Genomic DNA, 15869 nt, shown 5'->3' on the forward strand with positions numbered 1-15869 from the left:
TTCAAAGTTAACACTATGCGAGTTGCCTTGCAACTCGCGAATAGTACAAGTCTTTGCCCGAATATTTGAGTGAAACTTTGTTATGTATTTATTGAATCATCTGTTAACTGCAATGCTGTGGACACAATTGTATTTGTTATGTCTGTAGGTGCACGAAGTGCAGTTCCCGTATGCGGGAACTTCCTATGGACATACCTTGTCCATGGCATTGTTTGTTTATGATTACTAAGGAACTGATATGAAAACCAATTACGAATTTAAGACCCAAGTACTAACTCATTGGGAGTTGTATGTGAAAGAAACAGCACGTCTACTTCATGTGAATACTGGGTACCCAATTAACAAATCACTTACCAAGGTTGCAAAGTTCTATGATGTCGTCATTAATGAATTTATCAAGCAAACCATATACAACAAAGATGCTCTGCTTAGCCTAGGTATTTACAACATCTACCTTACTGGATTTGCTAAAGAACTAGGCACCTTCAATGTTAACAAGACCCGACGTTGTGTTTATAAATCCATCCTTGCTGTTTGTCCTTTGTTCCGTGTTCTTGGTAAAGGCGATGGTTTATCTAAGAAATTATCATCAGTTGTTGTTATCCCTTCATTCAGGAAAGTTATTAATGAAGGTATGACTAATAGTTATCTTGTATCTGATTGCATCTTCAGGGATTATCTTGATGAGATATCTGACCCATCAAGACATGAGAAGGTATATATCGATGCAGATGGCGTACAATTAACTTGCTTTATAAGTCATTGATTACTCTATAAAAATAATATTATATAGTGCTACTCTGTACACTTTATGTACACTTCTGTTAATTATTTCATATAAAAAAATATGCTATTTCCTATTAATAATTACTGTATTTAGGATTATACATACCTTCCAATAAAGAATAACTACTTGCAAGTTTAATTACGAACGTCTCGTACGTTTCATAAATAGCAAGTATGGAAGAAATAAAACAACTCAATAAGCATTGGTTCGATTCATTAACTGATAAGGACAGATTAACGTCTTTAGAGAATAAATACATTGAACTGTTAGATGGCATTAGTGGAACAGCCAAGAAAAACACACTAAGAAGAAAACTAATAAAAATCAATCGACTAATAAGAAGAAAAAAACCAACTAGGAGAAAAGCATTAACCAAAAGAAACATACCAACTAAAAGAACGTTCAGACGGAAAAAAACTGATAGGGAAATACGTAGTATAAATATACTTTCAGATGAATTTGAACGTTTAATAAATCGAACTGTATACCACTGCGAAAGACTTAGGTCTGGCTATGTAAAGATGATAAAGAAGCACAAACCAGAATGGATTGTAACTTTAACGTTTGAAGACCCACTGACTAAAGAAGTGAATGCAATTCACAAATTAATAAAATTATTAAAAATGGTTAATAAAGGTATATATGGAAAAGGCTCTAAAAATAAAAAAAATCGATTAATGGTATTCCCATTCCTTGAAAAGCACGGCATTAATCTTGGCGTGCATTTTCATATGTTAATAAAAGTAAACGTGTTGCCCAAGAAGAACAGAGGCAACGTAAAAGAAATATTTAAAGAAAAGTGGCAAAAAATCTACGGTCATGGATTTGCTACATTGGGCAAAAATGATGATTGGTTTGAAAAGATAAATAGTTTGCATGGTTCTGCGATATACGTAACCAAGCAAACTCGTAAAGATAATGACCCGTTAGTAGTGGAGTGTTTGAATTATTAGTTCCGTCCTATGCGACCTCGGCCTTTATGGCGTTCTAGTATTCATATTTTGATTGTGCTCTACAAACTCTGAAAGGTATTGTAATTTTTAAAAAAATACGATGTCTAGACCCTCAGAGTGTCTGATTGTAAATTAGATGAGAATCATTATCAATTAGATAGAACAAGTAAGATAACCAAAGCATTCACAATATAAAGATACTTCACTTGATTGTAATTGATACCACTTAAATGAACATTAATTGAATATCAACGAATCAAGGTTAATACCAAACACTTCAAGTACATAGATGTTATTGAATACACAGAGAAGCACTTCAAGTACATATCGTTGAACTTCAAATGAATATCAGTTCAATACAATCAAGAAGTTGTTATCCACTGTTTGTACTATTGAGCACGTGTACTTGATAATCAGATTGTTAATAAGACAGAGTTAAATTGTTTAATTAAAGATACACTATCTAAGATAACGTCTACATGCACCTCAGATAGGATTGATTATTGAGTTGATAAAGTGTTCCGTGGGGAACAGTTATGGTTTTTTAGTTTTAAGAGGTTTTTAATACCTGTGATAAGTCTGTTTACAGGCTTCCATTAGGTCTGAATCATTCATCCACCAATCCTCGCCATCTTGGCTAATCAATTTTCGTTCAGGAAAAACATTCATGTCCACCCATATACGTGGTGAAATGATTATTCTCATCTGCATAAATTGCTCCATCAGCAATCTTTCAGTTTCTTCAGGAGTTTCAAGTTTCTTGTTCTTTAAATAAACATGATAAGTCATCCATAGATTCATGTCTGGTTTGAATGCTAATTCTTGTGGCATTCCCATTTCTTCAACGAAGTCTTGGTCAGACATGTCGGTATAACCTTGAAGTGCCATAATATTGTAATTTTTACTCATGTTTTTTTCTTAATCAACCACCTTTAGGTGGCAATACTGTTACAACTGTTTGGTTTTTTATTACCAACTGATAGTTATTCAGTTCAATGTACTTCTCATAGCCTTCTTTCCAATTACTTACTTCGTCTTCTTTTCCAGTAGGCACAATTCTTTCATGTCTGTAACGTTCAACTGGTTGGTTCATTACACGGTCTAAGTAGCGAACCACTGCATGGTCTGTAATGTGATATCCAAATTTTCTTATATCTTTATCTTGCCTTGCTTCTTTGGAAAATTTGTCTTTATGTACGCTTTTGCTTCTATACTTTTGAGCGTTCCTTTTGTCTTTCTCATTCATAGCATCCACCTAGTCATTAGATTTGTTATCGAATTCATTTTCCAATTCTTCAAGTTCTATTGCTTCAAGTTCTTCAAGTTCGTTAATCAGTTCCTTTTGTGCAATGATTGACCTTCTCATAAAACCACTAGCAAAAAACACTAGGAATAAAAATGATAAATGGGGAAAACTACGCCACATTGCTGTTCGTGTAATAAATCGTTCAATTTCTTCATTAGATTTACCATCTTGAATTTTGTTTATAATTTCACTAGCAGAGAATGTTGCACTTCTCCATACGCTGTACCAAATATTGGGTACAGAATTTCTAGTGATTTCTATAGAGGTGTTTAATGATGACAGGTGTCCACTTCTAACGATTGGCTCACGTTCGTCAGGGTATCGCCTGCTATCTGTTATTTCTTTACCGTCTATTAAGACTTTGTACCCATAATAATCCGAGGTATTTTTTGCAAATTCTTCTACCTCTTCAATGCATTTATTAGTGTTGCCTTTTGTCAGTTTTATACACAATGATGCGTATTTATTCGCTGACTCAATGTGGTTACCAATACTAGCCCATTCTTTTGCTCCTACACTTTGGTAGAAGAAGAAATTTCCAGCATAAGTTAGCAATATTACAAGTAAATATAGAAATGCGTAGTACCTAAGTGGTCTATCTAATTTGAGAGAATTTACAACCTTTTGTATCATAATTTTCTTGTGTTAATAATGCACATGCCTCGATTATATGCTTAATTCAATATTGAGAAAAGGTCAACCTATAATACTATCAATTATCTTTTTATTCAAAAACCCTTTCTTGTCAGCAATAGAGCCGTCTTCATGATAGATAATCATGGTCTTAGGTGTGCCAAAGTTGTACTTAACTTCTTCAAATATACCGCCATCCTCGTAGTAGTTTTTTAACGTTCCGTGAAGCATTCCATTTTTGTAGTTTTCCTCTAGCATTAGTACACCACTATCGTACCAAGTCTTAGATACACCCTCTAGTTTATCATTAACAAAAAAACGTTCTAATTGTTTAACGCCATTGGGATAAAATCTAACACCTCGACCGTGCTTCTGATGCTTTTTAAAGTCTACACTACCCATTAATGAACCATCTTCAAAGTAGATTTTTGTTGTGCCTTCTAACAATCCATTTTCAAAATAACCAATAGTTTTCAACTTGCCTGATTTGTAAAAGACCTTATCGGCACCATGCATGGCACCATTTACGTACTCTTGAGAGAATTCAATAGAGTCTTTACCCCAATCATTATTAATGGTCTCTAGGTTGCCTGTGTAGGGTTGGTTAGTGCTTGGATTTATTAGTAAACCGTTGCGATAGGTTGCTTGTACATTCGCTTGTGCGACGTTTAGAGTGAGTATAAAAAGTAGTAATACGTATTTAATCATTCTATTCCTTTAAATCAAGTGACTTGTTTGCCAATAAACGATATTTGTAATGAATATCCTTATAGTTATCTAACAAAAAAGCAATTCTAAATGAGTCCCAAAGTCCGAGTACTTTCTTTTGAATACTGCCATGCTCATAAGTTTTTTTGAACCATTTAGCAGAATTTTTAACACTCTTATCTACGCCTTCACCTTTTTCATACATAAGACCGATAGTAAAAGTTGAATATGGAAATCCATTATCAGATGCTTTTTTATAATAGTACATTGCTTTATTCAGGTCTTTAGTAACAGCACCTTTTTTACCTTCTCCATTTCTGTACAGATTGCCAAGTGTATGTTGTGCATCTTCATTGTCACCTTGATTTGCAGCCATTTCATACCATTTGATAGCAGTTTTATAATTTTGTTCAACTCCCAATCCTTTATGATGCATCCAACCTAGGTTCATCTGAGATGGAACATGACCTTGCTCTGCCAATGGTTTGAATTCTTTAAGTGCTTTTATGTATTCTTTTTGCTTTAAATACCCGTATGCATCATCAAAGTCCGCATTAATTGCACCAGCAAAACTTATTAGTAAAAATATTGCTATTAATCTCATAAGTGGTTTAATTCATGTTTCTTGTCACGCATTTTTCTGAAAACCCAACAGGCTACAACCCCTGATAGTGGCAGTAAGATTACTAACCCAATTGCTACGTAAATGTGAAAAGTTATGTATGTATTATCCATAATTTATTATTTTCCTAGTTTTCCATGAAAGTTTGGCTTGCCATCATTGTCGTTAACAGTGACTTTATATCCCTTTGCTTCAAGTCTAGCAACTTTTCTACGCATCTGTCTGCCTTGGATTAATTTTTTTGCCTTTATATTAGATGTTGCTTTGCCTTGTCTTGATGCTTGCATTCTGCTTATACCCATTTTTTACTCCGTGTTCATTCTTTACTAATCCAATAATAGTTTTTACTTTGATTTATAGTTGCCTCAATAGTTCTTCCAACGACTGAAGGCCAATCAAATCCAGGTGTTAATGTTGGATTTCTAGGGTTGACAATGTTGTCAATAAAAATACCTTTATCAGTAAAAACTCTTTGCATATCACCTTGCCAATTGCTATTTAATTCACTTCCTGGTATTACTTCGATATCTTCAATATAGAATTTTCTTTGTGCCAAAAGATATGAAGGGTCACTTTTTATACTTAAATATTTACCCATGTCTCATCCTTAACGCTTGTTAATCCAATCGCAACCGCGACTATGTCTTATAACGGCGTCATAAACCGTATTATTAATAACTGAAGACCAGTCAAACCCAGGTGTTAGCATTGGATTTTCAGGGTTTGTAATGTTATCGATATAGATGCCTTTATTGGTGGTAACTTTTTGCATATTGCCACGCCAATTGCTATTGAATTCACTGCCAGATACTACTTGAACATCTTCAATGTAGTATCCAGGACTGTTTGTTTGAACTTGTCTCATAACTGTTTTTGGTCTATTTGATAAGTCACTTTCACTAATATCAGTACTGATATTCATAAACCAGTCTCGACCATAACTACCCAAGGTTGAGTACTTGATGGTTTCTCCTACTAATATCGTTGCTTGTCTAAATCTATCTTCAAGCCCACGTATCCAGTTATTAGCAACTTCGAATTCAACGCCATTTTTGTCTCGAAGTCTAACAAAAACCGCTCTCTGGTTATTTCTACCTTTGTTACCCCAATCTACGCTAATTACCGTGTAAACACCGGGATTCCATACACCACCACTATTTCGATTATCGTAAGCATTGCTTGTTGCTGACTTAAGTTCTGCAATTATTTTTTTGTATTCATTAACTTCAGATTCTTTCTTGTCAATATCAGATTGTAGGGATTGCTTTTCTTGATGTAATTTACTCAATGCCTTACTTAAGTTCTCAACTTTCTTGTTTGCATCTTCAGTAATCAGTGCAACTTCTGTATTGCTGTACTTGTCCGCCAAGTAATCAATAAATTCATCTAGAGAACGTATTTTTTGACTGTGCATCATCATCATATCATTAGTGGTAATTTTTCCACGAACTCGAGCCGAACGTAGTGTTTCAGATAAACGTGTCTCATCTTTGTTATCCATACCAAAACCCCAAACAGTTACTACTGTACTTTCGTTGTCGTTAAGCAGAACAAAGTGTCCTTTTTCAGTTTTATTGGTCTCAGGGTTTTTAAAACTAGCATCGACATGGTATCTGTTATCAACTACTTCACTTTTATTCTTAACGTTAGTTAGTTCTAATCTTTCAGTAGTACTATATGTAAATCCATATCGAAATGGAAATGAATCTAAGTTTGCGTGTCCGTTGCCTTGTACTTTTACTATCATAATTATTGTTTTTTTATTAGTGAGTTAATGATTTCTTGTATCTGTGACCAACTGTAATAATTCTATTTTCGTTAGTCGTTATAAGCGCATAAGCATTCCTAAGATTTTTAATACCTTTGTGTTCTTGCTCTAGTTTTTCCTGCACTTTCCTTGGAAAGGACAATATTGCCGTTCCATCATTCCTATATGTCTTTTTTCCATACTGAAGTAGTAAATCAACTGTTTCATTTTTAATGCCTCGTTGCTGTTGTCTTGCTTCAGTATGTTTTGTTTTGTACATAAATATTTTCTTTTTCATTTTTATATCTCTGTTGTTTTTAATAAAGTGTTTGTTTTCGCAGCATAGGGACAGACAATCCTACTGAAAGATTACAGGCTGCCTACTCATCAGAGGGCGAGTATTTTATTTGTCATTGTTAGGGTGAAATCTTTGATGGAATAAAAATATCATGAGGGCTTGGGGAATTCATAACTGGCAAACTCAAAGCCAAATCAATACTCTGTTCTTTCATATTGTTATTCCATTTCTCATATATTTCACTTTGCAAACCTATCAAATTTTATCACCCCAAAACCTCTGACAACTTTTTAAAATTTCTTATATAGAACATCCTAAGAGGCCTTCTTCTTATTCTGGTTTAATTTTATACTTTCTTGGTACACGTCCATTGGTTTTTTGTAGTCTAGCGTTTGATGGAATCTTCGATGGTTGTAAAACTCAATATAGTCATCTACATCAGTGGTTAACTCATTGATATTTTGGTATTCGTTCAAATAGATTCTTTCGCATTTGGCGCTTCGCCAGAAGCGCTCAATGCAGATATTATCTGTGGCTCTACCCCTACCATCCATGGATATAGTAATACCTAGATTTTTAAGCCTTTGAGTGTGTATCTCACTGGTGTACTGGCTACCTTGATCGGTGTTAAAGATCTCTGGATATGGATACTTAGCTAGTGCATCATTGAGCACACTCATCACTAACTGAACATCCATGGTGTTAGATATTCTGTGTGATAGCACAGCTTTGCTGTGCCAATCAATGATGGCTGCCATATAGACCATGCCACCGGCAATCTTGATGTAGGTGATGTCGGTACTCCAGACATGATTAGCATGGCTAATATTAAGCCCTCTGAGCTTATAGGTGTATTTCTTATGCTCTTTGATTGGCATGGTTGTATTGACTTGTTTAACGGCCAATACAGCCTTTAAGCCCAACTCTTGACGGTAGCGAGCTACCGTATTTAAGCTGACCTTGATACCATCCTCAAGCAGTTGCTGATGCACCTTCTTCTCGCCGTAAATGGGTATCTGTTCAAACACCTTGGTGATATGACTCTTAATTGTTTGCTTGGCGTGGTTAACTCGTGGCTTGTAATACAAGCCACTTCTGTTAATGCCAAGCAGCTGACATTGATGATTAATAGAGATAGATGCTGGTGATGGCTTGAGATCAACTAATTGTTTTAGTTTAGATGAGCCCAAGCTTTTTAGCTTTTTTGCTAACCATTCCTTCTCTACGGTTACTTTACCTACCAGCGCTGTTAAGCGCTCGTTCTTCTCTTGTGATTTAATAAGCTCCTCCTTGTACTCTTTAACTGCTTTAGAGGGCTCCATAGCAATCTCTGCGTTGGCAAGGAAGGTCTTCTTCCAGTTCACTAGGTTTTGTGGAAGAATGTTATGCTTGCTGGCAATCTCTGCCAGGGTATCTGCATTTTGTAATAGTTCAAGTACTAATTTTGTTTTAAATGCTGAGCTGTAGGTTGTACGTTTTTTACTCATAATTTTTTACTCCGAATTGTTGGGTTAAGTTTAACTCGTTCGAAATAAGAAATCTTAAATTGTTGTCTTAATTTATTGGGGTGTTATAAATTATCATTAAACAAGTCGTAATCTGTTTTTTGCCCCTCAACAACAGTATCTCTTTTAATTTTTTTAAGTTCATTGTCAAAATCAAAAAAAAGTGCAAGTCCATCATTTGAAAGTTCTGTTTGTAATTGCTCCATTTCTCTTTTCCAGCCAACTAACTTATAGTAATCAATAAATGTTTTTTCACGAAGTTCAACCAGCGTGTCATTTAATGCTTTTTCAATAATCTTAGATACTGTGAAAGAGTAGCCTGATATATCTGCATCTTTGGACGCATCACTTAATGCTGTCATAACAACCTCTGACACTCTTGCACTTGCAACTTTCTTTCCATCTGTTCTGTACGGCACACGTTTTTCTAAATAACTCATTTCTCTGTTTATTTTGTTAACTTGGAAACCATCATACCATGAAAATCATTTTTATAAAGTGTATATGTTGTAATACACAATAGCAATACAAGATAATCTTATCTAAAATACCGATAAAGTACCGTCAAATCAATATATTCCATTAAATATTAATTAATGAAAAAAATATTTATATGGCCTATAATTTTATAAAACTAAAATGGAAATTAATATGATTGATAAATTTTTTGAAACAATTAAATTAGATAGGCCGTTGGTATTCTGGTCGATTGTCTTTGCTGCGTTCGTTGGTTCAGTCTATGTTAATAACAACTACTATTACAAAAGCATCGACTTTATAGAGTCAAATCGTTTAAAAAACCTTATAAGTGTAATTGATGAATCAACATCAGTTTGTATGGAACTAACCAATCAAGATGGAAAAAGTTGCCTGCATAGAGTCACTGATTTACTTAAAAACACAAGAACCCACTATGGCGCTAAAGTTACAATTAAAGGTAAATATGGAGTGCTAGAGAGTGACAATAGAGAGTACCAAGACCATGAGAGAGTGCCTACATATTATTTGTCAAAACTAAATGCACTAGACTCAGACATAAGGGTTAGTACAAATGCCGTTCCTGAAATTTGGAGCAGTGTACGAAGGAGTATCACATTCTCAATTGAAGACATTGTCAAAGAGGATGGTTGGAGTGGGGTTTCATCTTTAATCAAATATAAAGCATGGCCAAGAAGTGCGCCAGCAATTTCATATGCATTTATTTTGTTATTTACAGTTTGGTTGTTACGTCAATCAATTATTGCAAAGATTAAGTTAGTTAGAAAATTTAGGGAGATGAAAGATGAAGATTAGTAGCCTTATTATGAGTGATGAGGACATTGCACAACACTATGAAGAGCAAGACAATGTTGTCAATTATTCTGTTGAATCACCATTTGAAAAAAAGAAATTTCTATCGGAGTTATTGCTGAAAAAACCCGATATAGAAATTAAAACACCAAAAGTATTTGGAATTAAAAAAGGTACGCATGATAGTAAAGATTATATATCAGAATTACAAAGTCGTATAAAGACACATGATGATATTGTTAAGTACGTTGCTCAAGTTCGTGGCTGTAGGTACAACCCTAGTAAGCGACAAGAGATAATCGTATCTAAGGCAAATGGTGTTTGCTGGCTCAATATTTATGAAGGTAGAAATAAAGATGCTGGATTTGGCACAGTTGTTGAACTGAAGTGTTCAGAAATACATGAAGCAGTTTCAATTACGAAATACATCGTTCATCGTATTAAATTTCTGAAAAAGTACAACATATCAGTTAAAGAGCATTATCGTGAGCAAGAACATTAGATACCTAGCAGTACTATTACTTACTTTATTGTCAGGTAATGCGCTTGCCGTAGAAAATGAAGATTACTACAATAGATTGTTCTGCAAAGAGATGGGCGGTCAGGCAGAGTACGTTCTGCCTGACAGGTCGCGTGTTGATTGTTTAACGGGCACCCATGCTTTCGAAGCAGATTGGGCTCAAGGTTTGAAAGTGTACGAATCTATCGGACAAGCACTGTACTATTCTGCTGAAACTGGAAAGCAACCAGGAATACTGTTGTTAATTAAGAAGAAAAACTCTGATAAATACATACGTAAGGTCAGACGAGTCATTGAAACGTTTAATTTGCCAATAAAATTAGTAATTCGAGACGTTCGAAGTGTTAACTAGATTTAATTAACCTTAACAATCTAAAGACGCTGATATTTCCATATCAATAAGGCTGCTTATTGATTCTCATTAAGTTATTGATTTCATAAACAATTAGTTTAACACTGTTACCTTTGACCTTAATCTCTGCCTTTATATCGGCTTTACAGTTGGCACCTGAGAATATAGTGAATTTACAACCTGCTAGTGATTTACGCGCTTGTCTGCCTGCATCCAATAAAACATCAAACGTACCATCTGCTGATTTAAAACTTAAATCAGTTTCAGACATAACGCCAATTCCAATTTCACCTGATGACGTGATTTCTGTACCACTGAATTTATTAACTGCTTGTGTCAATGTTTGTGCGTTGGCAAAGGTTGCTGATAATGCTAGTGCTAATATAATAATTTTCTTCATGTTATTGCCTCTTGTTAATTTCGCTTGTTAGTCCATCGTATTTTATCTGACTTGGATTCAACTTAAGCAAACTTGATAATGTTATTGTTTTCTGTTTTGGAACTTTGTCATTCAGCACTTTAGTGTCTAGTACATAAAAATCCCATTGGGATAAGTCTAGTGGGTTTACAGTGCCTTTATCCTTATGTGCAAGTACACAGAACACGTACACGTCTGCTTGTCTTTTTGCCTCTTCACTGCGTTTATTGTTTTCATCCCAAAGAACTGTTGGCTGTATGCCGAATATGATTTTCGATAATTCTGTTTGATTCCAACTTTGCAGGTACGCAGATGATTTAATTTCAATCTTGAGTCCTGACTTTGTTATTAAATCATACGCATCCCACTCTTCCCTTGGTTGTTCTAGTACATCTATTGTTGATGCAACGATAAACTCTGCAAGTACGCCCCTAAGCGCATTCCCTAGTAACTCAGAACTAGACCATTGCCAAAATGAAAGTACATTTAGTGGCATTTCATTTCCATCGAATACAAATGGCTCTTTGCCTGTTTTCTTTGCTGTTTTAACTGCTTGAAGTGGGTTTATTATGTATGATTTTTCTACTCTATCACTCTCGTCTTTTATGGCAACCTCTTCAGGGTTAATGACAGCATTGTATGGAATGCTTGACCATTCATAGTGAGATTCACCATCAGGTGTTTGCACTACATAAATCTGCTGCCTGATAGCAACATAACTACCGTCCTTTTTATGACCTTCCATAAGATAGTTGTAAAACCAGTAGTTGTGGTCTTTGTACGATAGGCTTTTAATAAAGTCTAGTGTGTATGGAAATTTATTCTTAATATGCCTGTTAGCAAGTTTTTTTATTTCCTTTCTACTAATTGGGCAATTTTTAACTACATCTGAGAATGCTTGATGTGAAGGCATGACGTTACTAACTTTCACTCAGACCTCTCCTAGATAACTCAGACCACATACCATCAAATAAATTTCTTGTCATTTCTTTGCATTCGAGACTACTTGCCTCGCTTTGCATTCTTTGGCTCTGCACATTCAGCATGGTGCAGAATGTTGGATAACTACAATAACTAATAGTAGTTCTTTTTAAGATATCTTTAACCTCGCTCCAATTAATTTGTATTGATTCAGTTTTTGATGCTCTGATTTTTAAGTTATCAATATCGAGTTCAAGCGCCGCTTGAATAGCCTCATATGGATTTGAAAATTTCTCAGACCATAAACTAGAGAACTCCTCCTTGACCCCCATGTACAACAACACCGACTCTTTCTTTATTACTGTGTGTTTTTCTTCTAACCAATGAAGTAGAGCATATTTGTACACCTGCTCAAGTGAGGATTTGGCGCCAATTTTCATCTCAATACTAAAGTTGGTGATTTCAGATGTAAAGAGTAAATCAGGTTGAACTAACTTGCTAAACTTCAATACATCGTATCTTCCTTGCATGTAGAAATTATCTTGTACATCAGTACGAATAATAGAGTCAGTATTGATATTGCACGTTTCATTGAGCAGTGTATTAATAAATTGAGATGGAACTATTCTAAAAAATACATTGAACATGTGATTCAATGAAACTTCCATATTTTGTATATGGTCTAGTACATCTTGTTGATTGTTGTATCTGCTCTTAGGGTTCTTGATTTTCCCTAAGTGCTGTGGCTCCCAATAATAGAACTCTGCAGTATCGTAATATTGTGATGTCCAATCTCTATCTTTCATGTATTGTTTCTACTAAACCTTTTTATAATCTCATCTTCAACATCATCAATAAGTTCATTGGTAAATTGGTCAGAGTGTGATGGAAACGGATTCTTGGGCTTATACAGGGTGTCAATCTCTTTAAAGAAACAACTGCCAATAGACTCAATTACTGTTCTTTTTCCATTTAGTTCAATGAACCATTTTTTGTCAAAGTCTCTGAACTCCATTCTACCGTTGTGCTTGCCAATGATAATTTCCTTTAGTTTTTTATATGGTGCGTTTATTTTATTCATAAGTTATTTCGGTAAATCGTTGTGTGCCAATCGATATTCATACGATTGCTCCTTGGCACATCTGTTAATAATTGTAGTGTCGTCAATAGGTGCCCCCATAGTCCAGTACACCATGCCATCTTCATCAAAATATGTAATATCCATTTTATAAAACTTTCCAACATAACCATTTGCTCTTATATGCTCAACCATTTTTATAAACAAGCCCTTATCAACTTTGTCTCGAACAATGTATTCATGTGGCCACGTCTTGGCATAGGTCTTGGCAAAAATCCAATTGGATTCTTTGATGAAGTTTTTTAGTTGTTGTACAAACTTGTTATCCACGTTTACTGCTATGACAAGGCTTCTTCGTACGCAAGACGAATCAATTCTTTGAATTTATTTAAATCACTTTTTTGCTCTATTTCACAATACACACCACTTAAATCAGCATAAACAATAAAAGACCATTCATGAGTATCTGAGCAAATTTCTTGCATCTCAGTAGGTATTTGGTCGTATTCAAGTGACATAACAATAGCAAGTTTTCCACTTCTTGGTATTACTTGAAGAAATGGTTCCAATGTATAGAATGTGAGATTCTTTTTGCCAATAATTAATGATGAGTCGGATGCTATGCTGTCAATATATGATTTTAATTGACTGAAGAGTTCAGTAGTATTTTCCTTAAATCCATCAACATCAGAGGTTGTTTTTCCATGACTTAGATGTTTGCGCTCATCTAGAGCATATTCTGATATTAATTTTGAGGAAATTTTCAATAAAGGCCATAATTGAATAGATTGATTTGCCAGTCTTTCCGCTCTAGCAATCATTTCATTTTCTGTCCAAACTTCACTTTCTCGCATATCCCGATTAAGTCTAAGTGGACTCACATCAAACCCGCCATTAATGGTTTTTTTGGTTTGATAGTCTTTATCACTGTATTCAGAGTTATAACCTGTGAGCGTTAAGTTGCCAAGTCTGTGTAGCCATGTTTGATGCACTAATTGCCAATCATCTCCAAGCATATCTTTCCACTCTTTACGCAAGTTCTCATTTTGAGGCATGATGTGCTCAATACTGAACTTAGTAGTATCAATCTTTTCTTTACTATCATTCTCAATTCGCTCTAATATGAGTCGACAGTTTGCCGACTCATATAAATCGTTATTCTTTAACGATTCAATAAATTCAACATCATTAGGGAATCTGCTATTTTTGCTGAAGCGTGCAATTGCAACAGATAGACTCTCTAATGGCTTTTCTTCGGTTATCTTTTGAGCAAGAGATGCAAATAGATTGCCATACGAGCGTGTCTGCATTCCACAAACCGACCTTCTTAGGATGTAACTCTCTAACAATCTGACAGATTTAATGAAGTCATTTTTTGATAATTTGTCTGTTTCGTGTAATTGATACAGTCGAATAATGACAGGTGTTGCAACGTCAATTAATCGTTTTAAGTCACTAAAGGCATTTTTAAGTTCATTGTCACTTTCTTGCAATAATGAATAGTTAGTATAGAAACGCACCTGATTATGAATATTGTTGAGTATTTCATCAATTGGTTTATCATTTATTTGCTCTGAAAACCATTGCTTGAACAGAACATAGACATCAACTGCCCTAACAAGAATATTGGATTTGGTCGCAAGTGTTAAGAAGTCTTGTGCAAAACGGTCAAATTTCTTCTCATAAAACCCACCGAACAGTTGTTCCATAGGGAACCATGTATTTTCATATAGTTCTGTTTGAATATCTTGTGGCTGGTTCATGAGTACGTAATTACGAATCAAGTCAGCCTGACTAAGGTCAACGCCAGTAGAGTTTAAACTTTCAAATATTGCTTGCGGGTCATCTTGGTTGATTTGCAAAAGAACCTCAACAACCTTAAGTGTTTGCAGTCCTTGATATGCAGTCTCAATGGATTCCTTATCAATAAATTGGTCACAGAAGTAATCAAAATTACGTTTCATATTATCTGAAACATCTTCTGAATCATATTTTTTATCAACCAATGCACGAAGGGATGATTTATCACGTTTGGTCAACAAAAGTTTGTAGTGCATATCTCCATCGCCAAATCTATTGGTGAGAAAATATTCTTCAATTGCATCCAATGATGTTGCAGAAACACTTTCCATTCCCAACTCACTTGCACATTTTAATAAAGCAATTATTAATAATGTAATCGTGGTTAGTCGTTGCTGACCGTCAATAACCTGCCATTTAGGAATGCTTGCTGTTGTTTCTAAATTGGAAATCAATACAACTGAACCAATAAAATGACCAGCCTGTCTTGGACTTATAATGTCCTTATATAGCAGCGCACAATGAATTTCTTTCCAGTTGTAAGTACGCTGAAAGATTGGTATTAAAAACTGCTTTGGACCTTGTATTATTTCAACTAAAGACTTGTCACTTGCTTGCATAAGGACTCCGAATAATATTAATAATGTGACTCATATTAACTTGTATAAATTAGGTAATTAATTATGCGCTAAATGGAATTCAGAATGCAACAAATCCAAGTCTGTTGGGTTTATCTGGTTTGTACCCTTGGATTAATAATTTCTCAACTAGTGGCACATCCCCCTTTCTTGCGGCATCATTAACTGTAACATCACTCTCAAATGCTACTGTATTAAATGGGATAAACAACAAAAGTGTTGGTACAAGTAAATTAATAGTTTTTTTGTACATAGTTCCTATATGTTGAAGTGATAAAATTAATATACCATTA

General features: G+C 34.8%; 23 protein-coding genes. 5 read left to right on the plus strand and 18 right to left on the minus strand.

Annotated features, from left to right (window positions below; translation table 11 throughout):
• Positions 1-238 precede the first annotated feature (238 nt).
• Both SP60_RS02695 and SP60_RS02700 read left to right on the plus strand, forming a co-directional pair.
• A complete protein-coding gene (locus SP60_RS02695) occupies positions 239-766 on the plus strand; it encodes a hypothetical protein (protein ID WP_053951176.1) in 528 nt (175 codons plus the stop codon).
• A gap of 194 nt (positions 767-960) precedes the next feature.
• Positions 961-1740: a hypothetical protein gene (locus SP60_RS02700; protein WP_053951177.1), complete on the plus strand. Its 780-nt coding sequence runs from the start codon at positions 961-963 to the stop codon at positions 1738-1740.
• Between the two features lie 561 nt (positions 1741-2301).
• Here SP60_RS02700 and SP60_RS02705 read toward each other — a convergent pair.
• The 11 genes from SP60_RS02705 to SP60_RS02755 all read right to left on the minus strand — a co-directional run bounded on the left by SP60_RS02705 (position 2302) and on the right by SP60_RS02755 (position 8999).
• A complete protein-coding gene (locus tag SP60_RS02705; RefSeq protein ID WP_053951178.1) occupies positions 2302-2649 on the minus strand; it encodes a hypothetical protein in 348 nt (115 codons plus the stop codon).
• Between the two features lie 13 nt (positions 2650-2662).
• Positions 2663-2986 (minus strand): hypothetical protein, encoded by a 324-nt coding sequence (locus tag SP60_RS02710; protein WP_144418577.1) that lies wholly within the window; start codon positions 2984-2986, stop codon positions 2663-2665.
• Positions 2987-2995: 9 nt separating this feature from the next.
• Positions 2996-3679 (minus strand): hypothetical protein, encoded by a 684-nt coding sequence (locus tag SP60_RS02715; protein ID WP_053951180.1) that lies wholly within the window; start codon positions 3677-3679, stop codon positions 2996-2998.
• 63 nt (positions 3680-3742) lie between these two features.
• Complete coding sequence (locus tag SP60_RS02720; protein ID WP_053951181.1) at positions 3743-4387, minus strand: toxin-antitoxin system YwqK family antitoxin; 645 nt, start codon at positions 4385-4387, stop codon at positions 3743-3745.
• A 1-nt stretch (position 4388) separates the two neighbouring features.
• Positions 4389-4991 carry a tetratricopeptide repeat protein gene (locus SP60_RS02725; RefSeq protein WP_053951182.1) on the minus strand — a complete coding sequence of 201 codons (603 nt, stop codon included), beginning with the start codon at positions 4989-4991 and terminating at the stop codon, positions 4389-4391.
• A gap of 137 nt (positions 4992-5128) precedes the next feature.
• A complete protein-coding gene (locus SP60_RS02730; RefSeq protein ID WP_053951183.1) occupies positions 5129-5311 on the minus strand; it encodes a hypothetical protein in 183 nt (60 codons plus the stop codon).
• A 14-nt stretch (positions 5312-5325) separates the two neighbouring features.
• The gene (locus SP60_RS02735) at positions 5326-5607 is read right to left on the minus strand and encodes a hypothetical protein (protein WP_053951184.1); all 282 of its coding nucleotides are present in this window, start codon (positions 5605-5607) and stop codon (positions 5326-5328) included.
• Positions 5608-5616: 9 nt separating this feature from the next.
• Positions 5617-6756, minus strand: coding sequence for a coiled-coil domain-containing protein (locus tag SP60_RS02740; protein WP_053951185.1), 1140 nt, complete (start codon positions 6754-6756; stop codon positions 5617-5619).
• A 16-nt stretch (positions 6757-6772) separates the two neighbouring features.
• A complete protein-coding gene (locus SP60_RS02745; protein WP_053951186.1) occupies positions 6773-7054 on the minus strand; it encodes a hypothetical protein in 282 nt (93 codons plus the stop codon).
• Between the two features lie 314 nt (positions 7055-7368).
• Positions 7369-8541, minus strand: a complete 1173-nt coding sequence (locus SP60_RS02750; protein WP_082319619.1) for an IS3 family transposase — start codon at positions 8539-8541, stop codon at positions 7369-7371.
• 83 nt (positions 8542-8624) lie between these two features.
• Entirely contained in the window at positions 8625-8999 is a 375-nt protein-coding gene (locus SP60_RS02755; protein ID WP_053951187.1) for a hypothetical protein, read from the minus strand.
• Between the two features lie 211 nt (positions 9000-9210).
• On the opposite strand from SP60_RS02755, the gene SP60_RS02760 reads away from it, so the two are divergent.
• Genes SP60_RS02760 through SP60_RS02770 form a run of 3 tightly spaced genes read left to right on the plus strand, consistent with a single transcriptional unit; the run spans position 9211 to position 10721 of the window.
• Positions 9211-9852, plus strand: coding sequence for a hypothetical protein (locus SP60_RS02760; protein ID WP_144418578.1), 642 nt, complete (start codon positions 9211-9213; stop codon positions 9850-9852).
• Positions 9842-10351: a hypothetical protein gene (locus tag SP60_RS02765; protein WP_053951189.1), complete on the plus strand. Its 510-nt coding sequence runs from the start codon at positions 9842-9844 to the stop codon at positions 10349-10351. The genes SP60_RS02760 and SP60_RS02765 overlap by 11 nt, the downstream gene beginning before the upstream one ends.
• On the plus strand, positions 10335-10721 hold the full coding sequence (locus tag SP60_RS02770) for a hypothetical protein (protein WP_053951190.1): 387 nt from the start codon (positions 10335-10337) through the stop codon (positions 10719-10721). The genes SP60_RS02765 and SP60_RS02770 overlap by 17 nt, the downstream gene beginning before the upstream one ends.
• A gap of 43 nt (positions 10722-10764) precedes the next feature.
• Here SP60_RS02770 and SP60_RS02775 read toward each other — a convergent pair whose 3' ends face one another.
• From SP60_RS02775 to SP60_RS02805, 7 genes are all read right to left on the minus strand, one after another.
• The gene (locus SP60_RS02775; RefSeq protein WP_053951191.1) at positions 10765-11121 is read right to left on the minus strand and encodes a hypothetical protein; all 357 of its coding nucleotides are present in this window, start codon (positions 11119-11121) and stop codon (positions 10765-10767) included.
• A 1-nt stretch (position 11122) separates the two neighbouring features.
• The gene (locus tag SP60_RS08430; protein WP_233487285.1) at positions 11123-12070 is read right to left on the minus strand and encodes a hypothetical protein; all 948 of its coding nucleotides are present in this window, start codon (positions 12068-12070) and stop codon (positions 11123-11125) included.
• Complete coding sequence (locus SP60_RS02785) at positions 12060-12866, minus strand: hypothetical protein (RefSeq protein ID WP_053951192.1); 807 nt, start codon at positions 12864-12866, stop codon at positions 12060-12062. The genes SP60_RS08430 and SP60_RS02785 overlap by 11 nt, the downstream gene beginning before the upstream one ends.
• Positions 12863-13141, minus strand: coding sequence for a hypothetical protein (locus tag SP60_RS02790; RefSeq protein ID WP_053951193.1), 279 nt, complete (start codon positions 13139-13141; stop codon positions 12863-12865). The genes SP60_RS02785 and SP60_RS02790 overlap by 4 nt, the downstream gene beginning before the upstream one ends.
• A 3-nt stretch (positions 13142-13144) precedes the next feature.
• Positions 13145-13468, minus strand: a complete 324-nt coding sequence (locus tag SP60_RS02795) for a hypothetical protein (protein WP_053951194.1) — start codon at positions 13466-13468, stop codon at positions 13145-13147.
• Positions 13469-13476: 8 nt separating this feature from the next.
• The gene (locus tag SP60_RS02800; protein WP_053951195.1) at positions 13477-15558 is read right to left on the minus strand and encodes a DUF262 domain-containing protein; all 2082 of its coding nucleotides are present in this window, start codon (positions 15556-15558) and stop codon (positions 13477-13479) included.
• A gap of 79 nt (positions 15559-15637) precedes the next feature.
• Complete coding sequence (locus tag SP60_RS02805) at positions 15638-15829, minus strand: hypothetical protein (RefSeq protein ID WP_053951196.1); 192 nt, start codon at positions 15827-15829, stop codon at positions 15638-15640.
• Between the last annotated feature and the right edge of the window lie 40 nt (positions 15830-15869).

The sequence above is a fragment of the Candidatus Thioglobus autotrophicus genome, from assembly GCF_001293165.1.
GTDB lineage: Bacteria > Pseudomonadota > Gammaproteobacteria > PS1 > Pseudothioglobaceae > Thioglobus_A > Thioglobus_A autotrophicus.

Excerpts from the sequence above, each read along its gene's own strand:
- SP60_RS02695 (WP_053951176.1), top strand. The coding sequence starts at position 239 with ATGAAAACCAATTACGAATTTAAGACCCAAGTACTAACTCATTGGGAG.
- SP60_RS02720 (WP_053951181.1), bottom strand. The coding sequence starts at position 4,387 with ATGATTAAATACGTATTACTACTTTTTATACTCACTCTAAACGTCGCA.
- SP60_RS02755 (WP_053951187.1), bottom strand. The coding sequence starts at position 8,999 with ATGAGTTATTTAGAAAAACGTGTGCCGTACAGAACAGATGGAAAGAAA.
- SP60_RS02725 (WP_053951182.1), bottom strand. The coding sequence starts at position 4,991 with ATGAGATTAATAGCAATATTTTTACTAATAAGTTTTGCTGGTGCAATT.
- SP60_RS02730 (WP_053951183.1), bottom strand. The coding sequence starts at position 5,311 with ATGGGTATAAGCAGAATGCAAGCATCAAGACAAGGCAAAGCAACATCT.
- SP60_RS02705 (WP_053951178.1), bottom strand. The coding sequence starts at position 2,649 with ATGAGTAAAAATTACAATATTATGGCACTTCAAGGTTATACCGACATG.
- SP60_RS02750 (WP_082319619.1), bottom strand. The coding sequence starts at position 8,541 with ATGAGTAAAAAACGTACAACCTACAGCTCAGCATTTAAAACAAAATTA.
- SP60_RS02735 (WP_053951184.1), bottom strand. The coding sequence starts at position 5,607 with ATGGGTAAATATTTAAGTATAAAAAGTGACCCTTCATATCTTTTGGCA.
- SP60_RS02805 (WP_053951196.1), bottom strand. The coding sequence starts at position 15,829 with ATGTACAAAAAAACTATTAATTTACTTGTACCAACACTTTTGTTGTTT.
- SP60_RS02775 (WP_053951191.1), bottom strand. The coding sequence starts at position 11,121 with ATGAAGAAAATTATTATATTAGCACTAGCATTATCAGCAACCTTTGCC.
- SP60_RS02700 (WP_053951177.1), top strand. The coding sequence starts at position 961 with ATGGAAGAAATAAAACAACTCAATAAGCATTGGTTCGATTCATTAACT.
- SP60_RS02745 (WP_053951186.1), bottom strand. The coding sequence starts at position 7,054 with ATGAAAAAGAAAATATTTATGTACAAAACAAAACATACTGAAGCAAGA.
- SP60_RS02765 (WP_053951189.1), top strand. The coding sequence starts at position 9,842 with ATGAAGATTAGTAGCCTTATTATGAGTGATGAGGACATTGCACAACAC.
- SP60_RS02785 (WP_053951192.1), bottom strand. The coding sequence starts at position 12,866 with ATGAAAGATAGAGATTGGACATCACAATATTACGATACTGCAGAGTTC.
- SP60_RS02710 (WP_144418577.1), bottom strand. The coding sequence starts at position 2,986 with ATGAATGAGAAAGACAAAAGGAACGCTCAAAAGTATAGAAGCAAAAGC.
- SP60_RS02800 (WP_053951195.1), bottom strand. The coding sequence starts at position 15,558 with ATGCAAGCAAGTGACAAGTCTTTAGTTGAAATAATACAAGGTCCAAAG.
- SP60_RS02740 (WP_053951185.1), bottom strand. The coding sequence starts at position 6,756 with ATGATAGTAAAAGTACAAGGCAACGGACACGCAAACTTAGATTCATTT.
- SP60_RS02790 (WP_053951193.1), bottom strand. The coding sequence starts at position 13,141 with ATGAATAAAATAAACGCACCATATAAAAAACTAAAGGAAATTATCATT.
- SP60_RS02715 (WP_053951180.1), bottom strand. The coding sequence starts at position 3,679 with ATGATACAAAAGGTTGTAAATTCTCTCAAATTAGATAGACCACTTAGG.
- SP60_RS02760 (WP_144418578.1), top strand. The coding sequence starts at position 9,211 with ATGATTGATAAATTTTTTGAAACAATTAAATTAGATAGGCCGTTGGTA.